The sequence below is a fragment of the Polynucleobacter brandtiae genome, assembly GCF_002797575.1.
Taxonomy (GTDB): Bacteria; Pseudomonadota; Gammaproteobacteria; order Burkholderiales; family Burkholderiaceae; genus Polynucleobacter; species Polynucleobacter brandtiae.
Genome location: NZ_PGTX01000001.1, coordinates 536,628 through 551,991, shown reverse-complemented (window position 1 = coordinate 551,991; position 15,364 = coordinate 536,628). Strand labels below are relative to the sequence as shown.

The following is a 15,364-nucleotide window of genomic DNA, read 5'->3' as shown; positions in this document are numbered from 1 at the left end:
AGAGGAAGACAAGGATTAGAGAGCGAATCAGAGTATTGGAGCGGCTTTGAATCATTTCAGCCTTACTGCACTCTTGGTATCTAAAGACGCCATTCGATTTACCCCAGCCGGAATACCCGTCATGCATTGCCAGTTAGAACATAGCGGCGAAGTTAGCGAAGTAGGAGTAGCTAGGAAAATTCAGATGAACGTTGAAGCCATAGCAATCGGCCCAATACAAAAGGGTTTAGAGCAAATGGATTTAGGAGCCCAGGCAGTATTTGAAGGATTTTTAGCACCAAAGTCTCTACGCAATCAAAGACTAGTTTTCCACATCACCCATATTCAATTGAAAAATTAAAGAGGAAATCACCATGGCGTTTGGAAAGAAACCCGATTTCAAAAAGAAACCAGCTCAGAACCCATTGTTCAAGCGTAAGCGTTACTGCCGTTTTACTGTTGCTGGTGTAGAGCAGATTGACTACAAAGATGTCGATACATTGAAGGACTTCATTGGCGAAAACGCCAAGATTACTCCTGCACGTTTAACAGGCACAAAAGCAAAATATCAGCGTCAATTAGACACTGCTATTAAGCGTGCCCGTTACTTGGCTTTATTGCCATTCTCCGATCAACACAAGAAATAATTAGGAGCCCTCAATGCAAATCATTCTTCTAGAAAAAGTAATCAACTTGGGCAACCTTGGCGACATCGTTCGCGTTAAAGATGGTTACGCTCGCAACTTTCTAATTCCTCAACGCAAAGCCCGTCGTGCTACTGAAACAGCCATTGCTGATTTTGCAGTTCGTCGCGCTGAGTTAGAGAAATTAGCTGCTGAGAAATTAGCTGCCGCGCAAGTGGTCAGCACGAAGCTCAAAGACTTAGTTCTCGAGGTTCGTCAAAAAGCGGGTGTCGACGGTCGTTTATTTGGTTCTGTAACCAATCATGACATCGCTGATGCTTTAAAAGCAAAAGGCTTTGTGATTGAAAAGGCCTCTGTACGTATGCCTACTGGCCCATTAAAAATGGTTGGTGATCACCCTGTAGCAGTTGGAGTTCATACCGACGTTGTGGTCGACATCACTATTCGTGTTGTTGGTGAGCAAGCGTAATTTTTTAATCAGTAAGCTAGCCTCATGGCTGAATCCCGCACCCGTCCCCTTATGCCCAATTCCGGCATGATGGGGTCTGGGGATCCAGTCATTCAGGCTTTAAAAGTACCGCCACATTCTGTAGAAGCTGAGCAATCTTTGCTCGGCGGTCTACTGATCGATAACGCAGCCTGGGATCGCCTGGGTGGAGTGTTAACCGACAAAGATTTCTATCGCCCTGAACATGCTTTGATCTATAAGGTCATTCAGCGTTTGGTTGGTGATAATCATCCTGCTGACGTCATTACTGTTCACGAGGCTGTGAAGTCTGAACAGGGTGGTGATTTGGTCGGGATCGATTACCTGAACTCCCTTGCGCAAAGCACACCAAGTGCCGCAAACATTAAAGGTTATGCCGATATTGTGCGTGATCGCAGTATTCTGCGTCGCCTGATTGAAGTATCTGACAACATTGTTAACTCTGCATTTGTCCCCGAAGGGCGTTCAGTCAGAACGCTGTTGGATGAGGCTGAGTCCCGTATTTTGCAAATTGGTGAAGAGGGTAGTCGCAAAGCTGACTATCTCGAAATCGAACCTCTTTTAAGAACCGTTGTTGCTCGTATTGATGAGCTCTACAATCGTCAAGGTGGCAGCGACATCACTGGTATTGCCACCGGCTTTATTGACCTAGACAAACAAACGAGCGGCCTGCAAAAAGGTGACCTCGTCATTGTTGCTGGAAGACCCTCCATGGGAAAAACGGCGTTCGCCCTGAATATTGCAGAGAACGTAGCCTTGGCCGAAGGTCTACCAGTAGTGGTTTTCTCGATGGAGATGTCAGGTGAGCAGCTTGCCTCTCGTTTATTGGGCTCTGTAGGGCGCGTTGATCAAAGCAGAATGCGAACGGGTAAATTGCAGGATGATGAGTGGCCGCGCGTTACGGATGCGATCGCACGACTCAGCAATACCCAAATTTTGATTGATGAGACTGGCGCTTTATCGAGTTTAGAGTTACGCGCGCGAGCGCGCCGGATTGCTCGTAATTTTGGTGGCACGCTAGGCCTTGTTGTCATTGACTACTTGCAGCTCATGAGTGGATCGGGTTCTGAGAATCGTGCAACAGAAATCTCTGAGATTTCACGCTCCCTCAAATCCCTGGCAAAAGAATTGCAATGCCCGGTTGTTGCTTTGTCACAGTTAAATCGCGGTCTTGAGCAGCGCCCCAATAAGCGGCCAATCATGTCTGATTTGCGCGAGTCGGGTGCGATCGAGCAGGATGCCGACTTAATTATGTTTATCTATCGTGATGAGGTGTATCACCCAGACACCACAACTGATAAAGGGATGGCAGAGATCATTATTGGCAAGCAGCGTAATGGTCCGATTGGTACAGTGCGCTTAAGTTGGCAAGGCCCTTACACCAAGTTCGATAATTTAGCGGCAGGATCTACCGGCTACTCTAGCGGTGGATACGAACCCTTTTAAAATATCTACTAATGTTACGTAAAAAAGCCTCGCAAAAATGTGAGGCTTTTTTGATTACTGAGTAGAGAGTCTTCTAGCTTCCGTAAATCTAGCGGCCCAATATGGGGATGTAATGTATTCAAGTCGAACGGTGCCACCTGCGCTTGGTGCATGTACAAATCGGCCTTGCCCTACGTAAATTCCGGCATGGGAGTATTTTTCACCCGTTGTATTAAAAAAGATGAGGTCACCTGGTGCAGGGGCTTGATTGTCGACACTTTTGCCTTTGCTGCTCATCTCCTGAATAGTGCGAGGCAGTTTAATGTTCGCTGATTTGTTGTAAACGTAAGCAATAAGACCGCTACAGTCAAATCCTGCCTTAGGATTGTTTCCCCCATATCGATAGGGGACACCCACCAAGCCTACCGCAGCAATAGAAATATCCTCCGTTCCAACGCTAGCGTCTTGCTTAAATTGACTAACCTTGCTGGCATTGGAGCGGGCATTGAATGAGCTACAGCCTTGAATTCCAAATAGGAGCCCAATAAAAATGCCGCACCCGATAAGAGTGCGGCATAAGAAGGCTTGCTTAGAGTGCGTCAGCAGCATGATCCGCTAGGCGTGAACGCTCACCACGCGCCAGAGTCACATGACCGCCATGACGCCAACCTTTAAAGCGGTCAACCACATAGGTCAGACCGGAAGAGCCTTCCGTGAGGTAAGGCGTATCAATCTGCGCAATATTTCCGAGGCAAATAATCTTAGTTCCAGGGCCAGCACGGGTTACCAGGGTTTTCATTTGCTTTGGCGTTAAATTTTGCGCTTCATCAATAATGACAAACTTGCTTACAAAAGTCCTGCCGCGCATAAAGTTCATGCTCTTTACTTTAATGCGTGAGCGAATGAGTTCTTGGGTAGCAGCGCGACCCCATTCACCAGCATTATCTTCATTACGCTGTAGGACCTCAAGGTTGTCATCAAACGCACCCATCCAAGGCTGCATCTTCTCTTCCTCGGTGCCCGGTAGAAAGCCGATATCTTCCCCAACGGGGACAGTTGCACGCGTGATGATGATTTCGTTATAGCGCTTGCTATCCAAGACCTGCTCGAGACCTGCTGCCAATGCAAGAAGTGTTTTCCCGGTGCCTGCTTGACCAAGCAATGTAACGAAGTCTACCTCAGGATTCATGAGAATATTCATCGCAAAGTTCTGCTCACGATTTCGTGCTGTCACACTCCAGACATTATTTTTCTGGTGTGAGAAATCCTTCAAAGTTTGTAGTAACGCAGTCTTGCCATTGATCTCCCGTACCTGGGCATAAAAGGGTGTAGTGCCATCTGGATTTTCTTGGTAAACAAACTGATTGACCAGCATGCTTTGAACGGTAGGGCCAGTCACTCTGTAAAACATCGTGCCAGATTTTCCATCAGCCCAGCTTTCCATATTTTTGCCATGCTTTGGCCAAAAGTCTGCTGAAAGTACCAAAACGCCGGAGTACATTAAGTCACGATCTTCAAGAACTTGGTCGTTAAAGTAGTCCTCTGCCGGCAATCCTAGGGCTCGTGCTTTGATGCGCATATTGATATCTTTGGATACCAGCACTACCTCTTGCCCTTTACGTGTTTTTTGAAGCTCGCTCACTACTGCCAGAATGAGATTGTCACCCTTACCCTCGGGGAGACCCTCTGGTAATGTCAACGTCGTTAACTTAGTCTGAAAATATAGTCGGCCTGAAACATCTTGGTTACCTAACTTATTGAGTGGGATACCTTCATCTAGTGTGCCGCTTGTCCCGGATACCAGCTGATCTAGTGACCTGCTGACAGCACGGGCATTACGGGCAACCTCAGTCATTCCTTTTTTGTGGTTGTCTAATTCTTCCAGAGTGGTCATCGGAAGAAATAGATCATGCTCAGAGAAGCGGAACAAGGAACTTGGATCATGCATGAGCACGTTGGTATCTAGGACAAACAGACTTGGAGGTCCGGAGCGAGTCATGCGCCTTTGTTTTTCTGGAGCAATGACGGGTTTATTTCCAGCGCCCTCTGCTCGTAGGGATCGTTGATCATTTTTTATTTGCTCAAGTAATACTTCTGCTTCAGAAAAATCTTCATCACCATTCGTCCAAGCCGAAGTGTCACTCTCCATCACCAGAGTTTTGGCAGGAGCAGGAGGCTTCTTTAAATTAGGAGTGTCCTTTGCACTCAGCTTAACTTGACCAGCAATTTGTGTGGGGATGGGGGGTAATGGCATGCAGATCTCCTAGAAGAAAAAACCGTCATGCAAATTGCAGTGACGGTTTGTAGTGAAACTTACATTAAAAAAATCGATTAAGCGGAGGGGGTAGTTCATCAGGCTCGTACTATTGTGTTCAAGCTGCTGAGTTGAGCGGATTACCGGTCTTTCCAATCGCGTTCGGTGCATGTAACTCACTTTACCCGAAATTATGGTCTTTGCAAGTGCCCTAGATTAAATTAGTGTAAAAATTAATTTGCATCTTGAGCTGCTTGTAATACCTCTGTCACATGTCCAGGAATCTTAAGGCCGCGCCACTCTCTCACTAAAGTGCCAGAGGAATCAAAGAGGAAGGTGCTACGCTCAACGCCGCGTACCTGCTTGCCATACATATTTTTCATTTTCATAACGCCAAAAAGTTGGCATAGGATTTCTTCTGTATCGGCAGCTAACTCAAAAGGCAGCTCTAACTTACTGCGAAAATTTTCGTGAGATTTTAAGGTGTCTCTAGAAACGCCAACGATCAAAGTATTAGCTTGAGTAAAGGCTTCGATGTTGTCTCGAAATTCACCGGACTCGGCCGTACATCCTGGCGTCATATCTTTAGGATAAAAATAGATTACTAACTTCTTGCCTTTCGCGGAATCTGGCGTAAAGGTTAGATTCGACGTTGCTGGAATGGCGCATGGAGGCATTGGCTTGCCAATTTCTACAGTCATGATGATTTCCTTCTTTAATTTTTTCTAACGTTATATTTTTACTGTAACTTAAGCGGCTTGCAAAATCAGCTCACCGCTTCGATTGGCAATCTCACCCCAGGTGACCGGTTGAACGGCGAGTTTATCAAGTTGCTTAGTCGCTTCCCAAGACTGGTGAAGCTCTCCTACCGTGACTAGATCATGCCCTTGATTTAACCAGCCCGCCAATAGCTGCTCGAATGCGGGCAATAATTTCTGCCCCTCAAGCTCGGCATGCAGGGTGAATACTTGATCATTTGGATTGCTTTGGGTGATCTTCAATAGTTTTTGAACAGCGTCAAACGCGTTATCGCCATCAATTCCAATAAGCTCATCAAAGGTTGGTAAGGTGGTTGGGTACTGTACATGCTTCGCTTTACCCGATGGCAGCATCAAGCGATAAGGCATGAGATTGGGTGCAGATCTTCCATCGGAGGAGTACTTCAGTCCCCATTGATCGAGTTGCTCAAATGCGACTTCATTCATTTGCCAACCGGCAGCGCCATAGGTAGCGGGTATATGCCCAAAGATCTTGACAAAGCGATCCCAGCTTTTTTGCATTTGGGTTGTTGTCCAATGGGCATCTTTATTGCGGACGGCATCATGCCAAGCAGTATGGTCCCAGGTATGAATTCCGGTTTCATGCCCAGCTAAATCGATTGCGCGCATTTCATCGGCCGCTTGCTTGCCGATATCGGGACCGGGGAGCAGAACGCCATAAAGCAGTGTTTTAATGCCGTAATGCTCAACAACAGAGGTCCTACTAACCTTTTTTAAAAATCCTGGACGAAAGACCCGCTTAAGCGCCCAACCGGTATGGTCTGGTCCCAGACTAAATAGAAAGGTAGCCTTCAGGTCAAAGTGCTTGAGGGTGCGCGCTAAATTAGGGACGCCCTCTCTAGTGCCGCGTAAGGTATCAACATCAACCTTGAGTGCAATTTTTGCCATAAACCAGTGTACTTATTCGTTATCGACTAGGTGGCGTGCTTTTTCTACATCGTTTCGATAAGCTTCAAAAATATTCTTGAGGGCATCGTCCATGGAGGTAGTTGGCGTCCAGTCAAGTTCATTTATGGTGTTGTCGATAGCGGGTACTCGGTTTTGTACGTCCTGATAACCCTCGCCATAGTAAGCGCCTGAAGTTGTTTCTAAAATCTTGACATCATTTGCCGTCTTTGCATATTCTGGAATACTGCGTGCAATCGCTAACATTTGATTGGCGAGATCACGAACAGAAAAATTATTTTTTGGATTACCAATGTTGTAGATTTTGCCGTTAGCAATACCATCTTTATTATCGATAATGCGCACTAATGCATCAATACCATCGTCAATGAAGGTAAAGGCGCGCTTCTGGGCACCGCCATCTACTAAGTTAATGGGCTCGCCACGAACAATGTGACCTAAAAACTGAGTGACGACACGTGAGGAGCCTTCCTTGGCAGTGTAGATGCTATCGAGGCCGGGGCCGATCCAGTTAAATGGGCGGAAGAGCGTAAAGCGCAATCCTTCCATGCCATAACCCCAGATCACCCGATCCATTAGCTGCTTGGAGCAGGCATAGATCCAGCGCGGTTTATTGATGGGGCCGTAAACCATATTTGATTCAGCGGGATCGAATTCACCATCTTCACACATGCCATAAACTTCAGATGTAGATGGAAAAACTAAATGTTTTTTGTACTTCACTGCTGAACGAACGATAGGTAAGTTGGCTTCAAAATCGAGTTCAAATACTTTTAATGGCTGCTGAACATAAGTAGCGGGCGTAGCAATAGCCACCAAGGGCAAGATCACATCGCACTTACGAATGTGATACTCAACCCATTCCTTATTAATCGTGATGTCACCTTCGAAAAAATGCATACGTGGATGGTTGACTAGATCACCAAGGCGATCATTTTGCATATCCATACCGTACACATCCCAATCGGTTGTCTCTAGGATGCGCTTAGATAGATGATGTCCAATAAAGCCGTTTACACCAAGAATGAGTACTTTTTTCATTTTTACTGCCTCGTTTTAAGCTAATGTATTTTGCTGGGAAACCACTCTAATATTGCTATCGATCTTTGGTCACCACAAACGCCGAATGCTTGATTATCAACCACTTGGATGCCGAGCGTCCCAAGATCTAGCTTGGCTGGAAAAGGCCCCTCCAGGCTTGTTTTGGCAACAATCATCGTTCTTCCTTGCCAGTCTGTAAAAGCACCTGGATAGGGTGGGGCGACAGCTCTGACGAGATCATGTATCTGTTTAGCTGTCTGCGTCCACAAAATTTGACCATCAGAGGGCTTGCGGCCACCGAAATAACTGCCCTGGGACAGGAGATTGCGTTTTCTTGGAACTTGGCCTTGCATGAGTTCCGGCAGCACTTGCTTGAGAACCGTTACTGCCGCCTGACTCACCTTGCTAAACACTTCAGTAGCGTTTTCATCATGCCCAATAGTTACCGCAGATTGACCAACAATATCGCCCGCGTCCGGCTTGGTTTCCATGATGTGTAGCGTGGCACCAGTTTGGGTTTCACCATGCAAAATAGCCCAATTGACTGGCGCTCGTCCTCGGTATTTTGGGAGTAGGGAGCCATGCATATTCAGGGCGGCAATCTTGGCGCAAACTAAAATATCTGCCGGAATCATGTATCGATAATAAAAAGAGAATACATAATCCGGAGCCAACGCAGTAATCTGCGGAATAAGCTTTTTTAGTTCGCTCGCTTCTGGCGTGACATAAGGAATATGCCGCTCTTGGCAGAGTGCGATAACACTCCCAAACCAAATATTTTCATCGGGATCATCTTGATGCGTAATAACTAGGCCTACCTCAACGCCTGCTGCAATGAGTGCCTTCAAGCAATTGACGCCAACGTCGTGATAAGCAAAAACGACTGCGCGCAATTATTTTTTCTCTAAAACAGTTTGCACAACATAGCGGGGGCGCTGTCGTACTTGTTGATAGATGCGGCCAATGTATTCACCGAGTAAGCCTAAGCCAAATAGCATGACGCCAATCAAAAAGAAGGTTAGAGCAAATAAGGTAAAGACCCCCTCCACCTCAGCACCTAGAATAAATCGGCGTACGAGTAAGTGGATGAAGAGACTACCAGCGGCCATGGCTAGCAACATACCTAAAATAGAAAAGATTTGCAGTGGCATCACGGAAAAGCCAGTGACCAAGTCAAAGTTCAAGCGTATCAATTGATAAAGGCTGTACTTGGATTCTCCGGCAAAGCGCTCTTCATGTTTAACGGAAATCTCTTTGGGATTAGCGGAGAAGGTATAGCCGAGTGCCGGAATAAAGGTATTACTTTCATCACATTGCCGAACGAGGTCAACAATACGTCGGCTATAGCCACGCAACATGCAGCCTTGGTCGGTCATTGTGATGCGGGTAATTTTTTCACGTAAATGATTCATTGCACGTGAAGCAATTTTTCTAAAAAAACTATCTCGGCGATCGGCGCGAATGGTGCCTACATAATCATGGCCATTCAGTAGCTCATGGGTAAGAGCATCAATCTCTTCGGGAGGATTTTGCAGATCAGCATCTAGGGTAATGATGTATTGACCGCGGGCATATTCAAAGCCGGCCATGATCGCCATGTGTTGGCCAAAGTTGCTATAGAAAAGCACAGCGCGAGTTACATCAGGCCTAAGCTCGACTTGCCTGGCTAGAATTCCCGCCGAACGATCTTTGCTGCCATCGTTGACAAAAACAACTTCGTAGGCAAGATTGCGTTTAGAGGCAAGAGCATCAAGGGCGGGGTATAGGCGGTCAAAGAGTGCTTGTAAGCCATCCTCCTCGTTATATACGGGGATCACAATGCTCAGTTCGGGATTGCTCGCTTGGGTCGCTAAATTTGCAGTCATCCCCCAATTTTGCCTGATCTTGGTAGCTCCACTGAATTCTGAAGAATTCACCGTCTCAGCGCTTACTTATTTGCGTATTTCTTCAAAATACCAACCAGAGCAGCGGCTATGCGGCCGATGTCCTCATCGGCCATTCCAGGAAAGAGGGGCAGAGTCAAGATGGAGCGACCGATACGCTGTGCAATCGGAGTATCACTAAGTTGATAGCCCAGATTTTTGTAGAGTGTAAATCCAGTAATAGCAGGGTAATGAACGCCGGTACCGATACCGAGGTCTTTCAGATCAGTCATCACTTGTGCGCGATCCACTTGTAGTTGCTCTAGCGGCAACACGACCTGAAACATATGCCAGTTTGTATCGCTAAAGTTTTCTACCGGCAGTTCTAAGGAGAGGCTCTCCAAACTAGCGGCTTTTAGTTCACTACGAATTGCATCAAAATATTGGCGGGCTAGAGCGCCTCTTCTTGCTTGAAATTTGGGTAGCTCTAAAAGTTGATGCAAGCCAATCACGGCGTTAACGTCAGTAAGGTTATCTTTACCGCCCAACACGTCTACATCCATTGCGTCAATACCCTGGCGAGTAAGACCCTGTAATCGAAACTTTTCGGCGAGCTTGGCTTCTTCAACGCTATTAAACACGAGGCAACCTCCCTCAATGGTCGATAAGTTTTTATTTGCCTGAAAACTAAAGCTCACCAGATCACCGATGCCCCCGATTTTCTGTCCATGCCATTGCGATCCAAATGCTTGCGCTGCATCTTCAATTACCCGTAGCTGATGCGTTTTTGCAAGGCCATACAGTTGATCCATATCAACGGGCAGTCCTGACAAATAGACTGGCATGAGGGCGCGTGTTTGGGGGGTTATCGCCTGCGCTACCTTATTTAAATCAATGTTGCGGGTCACAGGGTCAATATCTACAAATACTGGCGTTGCTCCAACACTGAGAATCACATTTGAGGTGGCAACCCATGAGATTGGGGTAGTGATGACTTCATCACCCGGCCCGATACCAGCTACCTGAAGCGCAATTTTCATCGTAGCCGTGCCATTGGCAAAACAACGTACGGGACGCCCGCCAAAGTAGTCACTCAAGGCCGTTTCAAACTCTGCTAATTTAGGGCCAGAAGTAACCCAGCCTGAGCGTAGTACTTCAGCAACGGCATCGATTGTCTCTTGATTGAAATGTGGCCTAGTAAATGGGATAAAGGGGGTAGTGAGAAGTGTCTTTTCGTGATTCGACATGGCGAGCTTTCTGATTGAATTATTGAGCAGGGCTAACAGCTTCGGGATGCTTCACAATTACTCGCCGCGAGTCTCTACCCACCTCTTGCATCGGTACATTGAGTTTTTGCAATTCTGTATATTGCTCGGGAACCATCAATGCATAAGCGGTTACATCTTCTTTCCAGCGCTCAATAAATGATGCTAGTGTTGGCATCCATAAATTAGGTTGCTGTTGTACGCCAAATGTAAGCTCATCTGAAAACTCCACCATGATCATGGTCTTGCCTAAATAAAATGGCACTGTGTGATCTAGGATTCTGACGGAATAGAAATTCGTATTTTCCGGTATGCCCGCTTTCACCTGCTTCACTAAGTCGATCCCAGAGACAGCGCGCCCCAGAGCTTCGTGCCCTGTACCCGCAATCAGAGCACACAAGAAAAAGCCACTCGCAAAACTGCTGATACTGGCCAAGCTATTTCGCTTACTTTGTGCGAATGCCAGCAAACTAAATGACATTAGCGTGATCAGTGCCACAACAACCCAGTAGGTATATTGAGCATATGACTCAACTTCATCAGGCCTGGCTTGTCTTCCAACCTCACCTAAGAAGAAAAATCCAACGCCACCCAGAGCAACAAAGCACAGGGTTTGCACTTGCCAAGGCAGCCCGAGTCCTTTGCTTAGACCCAAGCGACGATCTAACCTATTGCCCACCATGAGGGCTAAGGCTGGGAAGATGGGGATGATGTAACCGGGAAGCTTGGATTGAGAAATACTAAAGAATCCAAGAATGACGACAAACCAGCAAGTTAACAACCAAGCACTAGAGAACTCGCGATTGCGTTCTTGCCATGCCTGCGTAATGGATCCAGGAATTTGGGCTATCCACGGCAAAAATCCCAGCAGAAGTAAGGGGAGAAAGTAGTAAATCGGGCCAGTTCTGCTGTGAGCTGTTTGCGTAAAACGTTGCAGGTGCTCATGAATAAAGAAGAACTCTAAAAACTCTGGATTGCGCTGCGCAATCAATACAAACCAGGGTGCGGTAATCACGAGAAACAGTAATACCCCACTAACAATATGAAGGCGCCTCCAAATTTTCCAGTCCCATGCCGTAATGGAGTAAAAAACAAAAACCATGCCTGGGATAGCTACACCAATTACCCCCTTAGAGAGCGTTGCTAGCGCCATAAATGCCCAGCAAGCCCACATCCAATTTCGACGAGCGTGCTGATGGGCAGAAGTCTGAGCCAACAAAAGACTGCACAAAGCGGCGACCAAAAACGCTGAAAGCCCCATATCCAAGGAATTCACATGACCGCTGATGACCCACATTGGGCTTGATGCCAGTACGAGTGCCGCTAAATAGCCCGCCCGAGGGCTAAAGATGCGGGCACCTGTGAAGCCGATAAATAGGATTGTGAGAAAACCAGTAAGTGCGGTCCAAAGTCGAGCTTGCCAGTCACCGATTCCAAAAAGATTGAATGCAGCGGCAGTAGCCCAAATCTGGAGGGGGGGTTTCTCAAAATACTTGTAGCCGTTATACCTAGGGGTAACCCAATCGCCCGTCACGAGCATCTCTCGTGCAATTTCAGCATAGCGGCCTTCATCAGAGGGGATGAGGTGGCGATAATTGAGGGTCCCGAACCATAGCAAGCCGTAGATCAGAACCAGTATCAAGAGGGTTGCTGGATTGAAGACGGCAGATTGCCTGCTTTGGCCAAATTGCATTAGTTGGCTTCCACAATCAGTGCCAATAGCACTTGGCGGCTTTCACCTACCAAGATGTTGTAGGTTCGGCAGGCTGCCTGAGAATCCATCACTTCAAAACCAATTTTGGCGTCAATAAGTGTTTTTAGGAGCTCTGGTTTAGGGAAGCGCTGGCGTTTGCCGGTACCAATCAGGATTAATTCAGGCTTCAAACCAGCCATTTGAGAGAAATCAGCTGCAGTGAGGTCATCAAATGTAGTGACCGGCCAATCCAATATGCCCCCGCCTGAGCTGACTAAAACCGCATGACTGTATGGGGCCTTATTGATCTCTACATAGCCATCACCGTAACCGGTAATAGTATTAATACCGGAATGGGGGTCTGATTGAAGCTTCATAAGGGACTCTCTGTCATAATTGTAGGATTATAGCTAGCTGTTTTTATCTAGATTTCAAGAACTTATCTCTTAATTTATTGTGAAACCGATCCTCAAGTCCGAAAAACTCAATCACGTCTGTTATGACATCCGTGGACCTGTGCTGGAGCTTGCGCAGCGTATGGAAGAAGAGGGTCATAAGATCATTAAATTAAACATCGGCAATGTAGGTGTTTTTGGCTTTGATCCTCCTGAAGAGATCCAGCTAGACATGATCCGTAATTTGGGTAATGCCTCAGCCTACTCCGATTCCAAGGGAATCTTTGCAGCCCGCAAGGCAATCATGCATTATTGCCAAGAAAAAGGCATTCAAGGCGTGACTTTGGATGATATCTACACCGGTAATGGCGTTTCTGAATTAATCGTTCTGGCAATGAATGCATTGCTTAACACTGGCGATGAAGTGTTGGTGCCAGCCCCTGACTACCCTTTATGGACTGCTGCAGTCAGCTTGTCTGGTGGTACACCGATTCACTATCTCTGTGATGAGTCAAAAGATTGGGCGCCCGATTTAGCTGATCTGCGCAAGAGGATTACCCCTCGCACTAAAGCGATTGTGGTGATTAACCCTAACAATCCAACGGGCGCCATTTACTCTACTGAGGTTCTAAAAGAAATTACGGAAATTGCCCGCGAGCATGATTTGATTTTGTTCGCTGATGAGATTTACGACAAGATGTTGTATGACCAAGAGCAGCATGTTTCTTTAGCGTCGTTATCTACCGATGTTGTCACCATTACCTTTAATGGCTTATCCAAAAATTATCGCTCCTGCGGCTATCGCGCTGGTTGGATGGTTGTCTCGGGCGATAAAGAAATGATTCGTGACTATGTTGAGGGTCTGAATATGCTCTCATCTATGCGTCTTTGTGCCAACGTTCCTGGCCAGTATGCGATTCAAACGGCTTTAGGTGGCTATCAAAGCATTAATGACTTAGTGGCTGAAGGTGGTCGCTTAGCGAAGCAGCGCGATCTTGCCTGGAAACTCATTACCGCAATACCGGGCGTCACTTGTGTGAAGCCAAAGTCTGCCTTGTATTTATTCCCCAAGCTTGATTCGCAAATGTATCCAATTGAAGATGACCAGCAATTTATTGCGGACTTACTTAAAGAAGAAAAAGTGCTACTGGTGCAGGGTTCCGGATTTAACTGGAGCAAACCAGATCACTTTCGTTTAGTGTTCTTGCCCCATGAGGATGTGCTGAAAGAGGCGATAGGTCGTCTTGCACGTTTTCTGGAGCGTTATCGTCAAAAACATAGTCGCAAGGCGGCTAGCTCAACAGCAACAAAGGCATTATGAAACCGATTCAAGTAGGCCTATTAGGCATTGGTACTGTAGGTGCTGGCGTATTTACAGTGCTGGAGCGTAATCAAGAAGAAATCGTGCGTCGTGCAGGTCGCGGTATCCGAATTCACACAGTTGCCGATCTGAATGTCGAGCGCGCAAAAGCATTGGTTCAGGGCCACGCTCAAGTAGTCAGTGATGCGCGTGCAGTCATTAATAACCCTGAAATAGATATTGTTGTAGAGCTTATCGGTGGCTACGGTATTGCCAAAGACTTAGTGCTAGAAGCGATTGCAGCAGGCAAACATGTCGTTACGGCGAATAAGGCTCTGATTGCCGTTCACGGTAATGCTATCTTTAAAGCAGCGCATGCTAAGGGCGTGATGGTGGCATTTGAAGCGGCAGTGGCTGGCGGGATTCCGATTATTAAATCGCTACGCGAAGGCCTCACTGCAAATCGCATCGAGTGGATTGCCGGCATCATTAACGGCACTACTAACTTTATTTTGTCAGAGATGCGTGACAAAGGTTTAGATTTTGCAACTGTCCTTAAAGAGGCTCAACGCCTTGGTTATGCAGAGGCAGATCCCACTTTTGATATTGAAGGTGTAGATGCTGCCCATAAAGCGACCATCATGAGTGCGATTGCTTTTGGTATTCCGATGCAATTTGAAAAAGCACATGTGGAAGGTATTACGAAGTTAGACGCGATCGATATTAAATATGCTGAACAGTTGGGTTACCGCATTAAGTTATTAGGGATCGCTAAGAAAACTTCAACTGGTGTAGAGCTCAGGGTTCATCCCACGCTCATTCCAACCAAGCGTTTAATTGCAAACGTTGAGGGCGCGATGAATGCAGTACAGGTATTTGGTGATGCTGTAGGTACTACTTTGTACTACGGCAAGGGTGCTGGCTCAGAGCCGACCGCCTCAGCGGTGATTGCTGACCTTGTAGACATTGCCCGTTTGCACAGTGCAAGCCCTGAGCACCGTGTTCCTTATTTAGCCTTCCAGCCAGATGCTGTGCGCGATATTGCCGTTTTGCCAATGGGTGAAATTACTACCAGCTACTATCTGCGATTACGCGTAGCTGATCAGGCGGGTGTGTTGGCGGACATCACTAAGATCTTAGCTTCCCACAATATTTCGATTGATGCTCTATTGCAAAAAGAGGCAGATGAAGGTGAAAGTCAAACTGATCTAGTAGCGCTGACGCACGAGACTAAAGAAAAGCATATGTTGGCAGCTATTCTTGAAATTCAGAACCTGAAAACAGTAGCGGGTGAGGTCATTAAGATCCGTTTAGAAAATTTGTCATAAAAAAGA

16 protein-coding genes are annotated in these 15,364 nt (G+C 46.7%); 6 read left to right on the top strand and 10 right to left on the bottom strand.

The features are described from left to right. The first annotated feature begins 46 nt into the window (after nucleotides 1-46). Genes priB through dnaB form a run of 4 tightly spaced genes read left to right on the top strand, consistent with a single transcriptional unit; the run spans nucleotide 47 to nucleotide 2,556 of the window. Nucleotides 47-340 carry a primosomal replication protein N gene (gene priB, locus B0G85_RS02835; RefSeq protein ID WP_100378910.1) on the top strand — a complete coding sequence of 98 codons (294 nt, stop codon included), beginning with the start codon at nucleotides 47-49 and terminating at the stop codon, nucleotides 338-340. 13 nt (nucleotides 341-353) lie between these two features. Further along, nucleotides 354-626 carry a 30S ribosomal protein S18 gene (gene rpsR, locus B0G85_RS02830; protein ID WP_011902267.1) on the top strand — a complete coding sequence of 91 codons (273 nt, stop codon included), beginning with the start codon at nucleotides 354-356 and terminating at the stop codon, nucleotides 624-626. Nucleotides 627-639: 13 nt separating this feature from the next. After that, nucleotides 640-1,092 carry a 50S ribosomal protein L9 gene (rplI, locus tag B0G85_RS02825; RefSeq protein ID WP_100378909.1) on the top strand — a complete coding sequence of 151 codons (453 nt, stop codon included), beginning with the start codon at nucleotides 640-642 and terminating at the stop codon, nucleotides 1,090-1,092. Between the two features lie 24 nt (nucleotides 1,093-1,116). After that, nucleotides 1,117-2,556 carry a replicative DNA helicase gene (gene dnaB / locus B0G85_RS02820; protein WP_232725907.1) on the top strand — a complete coding sequence of 480 codons (1,440 nt, stop codon included), beginning with the start codon at nucleotides 1,117-1,119 and terminating at the stop codon, nucleotides 2,554-2,556. A gap of 54 nt (nucleotides 2,557-2,610) precedes the next feature. Here the strand turns inward: dnaB and B0G85_RS02815 are convergent, their stop codons facing one another. From B0G85_RS02815 to B0G85_RS02770, 10 genes are all read right to left on the bottom strand, one after another. Then, nucleotides 2,611-3,144 (bottom strand): C40 family peptidase, encoded by a 534-nt coding sequence (locus B0G85_RS02815; RefSeq protein WP_100378908.1) that lies wholly within the window; start codon nucleotides 3,142-3,144, stop codon nucleotides 2,611-2,613. Then, nucleotides 3,125-4,789, bottom strand: a complete 1,665-nt coding sequence (locus tag B0G85_RS02810) for a PhoH family protein (RefSeq protein WP_100378907.1) — start codon at nucleotides 4,787-4,789, stop codon at nucleotides 3,125-3,127. Before B0G85_RS02810 ends, B0G85_RS02815 begins: the two co-directional genes overlap by 20 nt. Before the next feature lie 233 nt (nucleotides 4,790-5,022). Continuing rightward, entirely contained in the window at nucleotides 5,023-5,490 is a 468-nt protein-coding gene (locus tag B0G85_RS02805; protein WP_100378906.1) for a peroxiredoxin, read from the bottom strand. Nucleotides 5,491-5,538: 48 nt separating this feature from the next. Next, nucleotides 5,539-6,456, bottom strand: a complete 918-nt coding sequence (locus B0G85_RS02800) for a polysaccharide deacetylase family protein (RefSeq protein ID WP_100378905.1) — start codon at nucleotides 6,454-6,456, stop codon at nucleotides 5,539-5,541. Between the two features lie 12 nt (nucleotides 6,457-6,468). Further along, nucleotides 6,469-7,515 (bottom strand): bifunctional UDP-4-keto-pentose/UDP-xylose synthase, encoded by a 1,047-nt coding sequence (locus tag B0G85_RS02795; RefSeq protein ID WP_100378904.1) that lies wholly within the window; start codon nucleotides 7,513-7,515, stop codon nucleotides 6,469-6,471. 20 nt (nucleotides 7,516-7,535) lie between these two features. Beyond that, entirely contained in the window at nucleotides 7,536-8,408 is an 873-nt protein-coding gene (locus B0G85_RS02790) for a formyltransferase (protein ID WP_100378903.1), read from the bottom strand. Further along, nucleotides 8,409-9,380 carry a glycosyltransferase gene (locus B0G85_RS02785; protein WP_100378902.1) on the bottom strand — a complete coding sequence of 324 codons (972 nt, stop codon included), beginning with the start codon at nucleotides 9,378-9,380 and terminating at the stop codon, nucleotides 8,409-8,411. Between the two features lie 62 nt (nucleotides 9,381-9,442). Continuing rightward, nucleotides 9,443-10,624 carry a DegT/DnrJ/EryC1/StrS family aminotransferase gene (locus B0G85_RS02780; RefSeq protein ID WP_100378901.1) on the bottom strand — a complete coding sequence of 394 codons (1,182 nt, stop codon included), beginning with the start codon at nucleotides 10,622-10,624 and terminating at the stop codon, nucleotides 9,443-9,445. Between the two features lie 19 nt (nucleotides 10,625-10,643). Next, nucleotides 10,644-12,335: a glycosyltransferase family 39 protein gene (locus B0G85_RS02775; RefSeq protein WP_100378900.1), complete on the bottom strand. Its 1,692-nt coding sequence runs from the start codon at nucleotides 12,333-12,335 to the stop codon at nucleotides 10,644-10,646. Further along, entirely contained in the window at nucleotides 12,335-12,712 is a 378-nt protein-coding gene (locus B0G85_RS02770) for an Mth938-like domain-containing protein (protein WP_100378899.1), read from the bottom strand. The genes B0G85_RS02775 and B0G85_RS02770 overlap by 1 nt, the downstream gene beginning before the upstream one ends. A gap of 79 nt (nucleotides 12,713-12,791) precedes the next feature. Here B0G85_RS02770 and B0G85_RS02765 point away from each other — a divergent pair, with 79 nt between their 5' ends. Together B0G85_RS02765 and B0G85_RS02760 are read left to right on the top strand one after the other, a co-directional pair. Continuing rightward, nucleotides 12,792-14,051, top strand: a complete 1,260-nt coding sequence (locus tag B0G85_RS02765) for a pyridoxal phosphate-dependent aminotransferase (protein ID WP_100378898.1) — start codon at nucleotides 12,792-12,794, stop codon at nucleotides 14,049-14,051. Then, nucleotides 14,048-15,358: a homoserine dehydrogenase gene (locus B0G85_RS02760; protein WP_100378897.1), complete on the top strand. Its 1,311-nt coding sequence runs from the start codon at nucleotides 14,048-14,050 to the stop codon at nucleotides 15,356-15,358. Before B0G85_RS02765 ends, B0G85_RS02760 begins: the two co-directional genes overlap by 4 nt. Nucleotides 15,359-15,364: the final 6 nt, after the last annotated feature.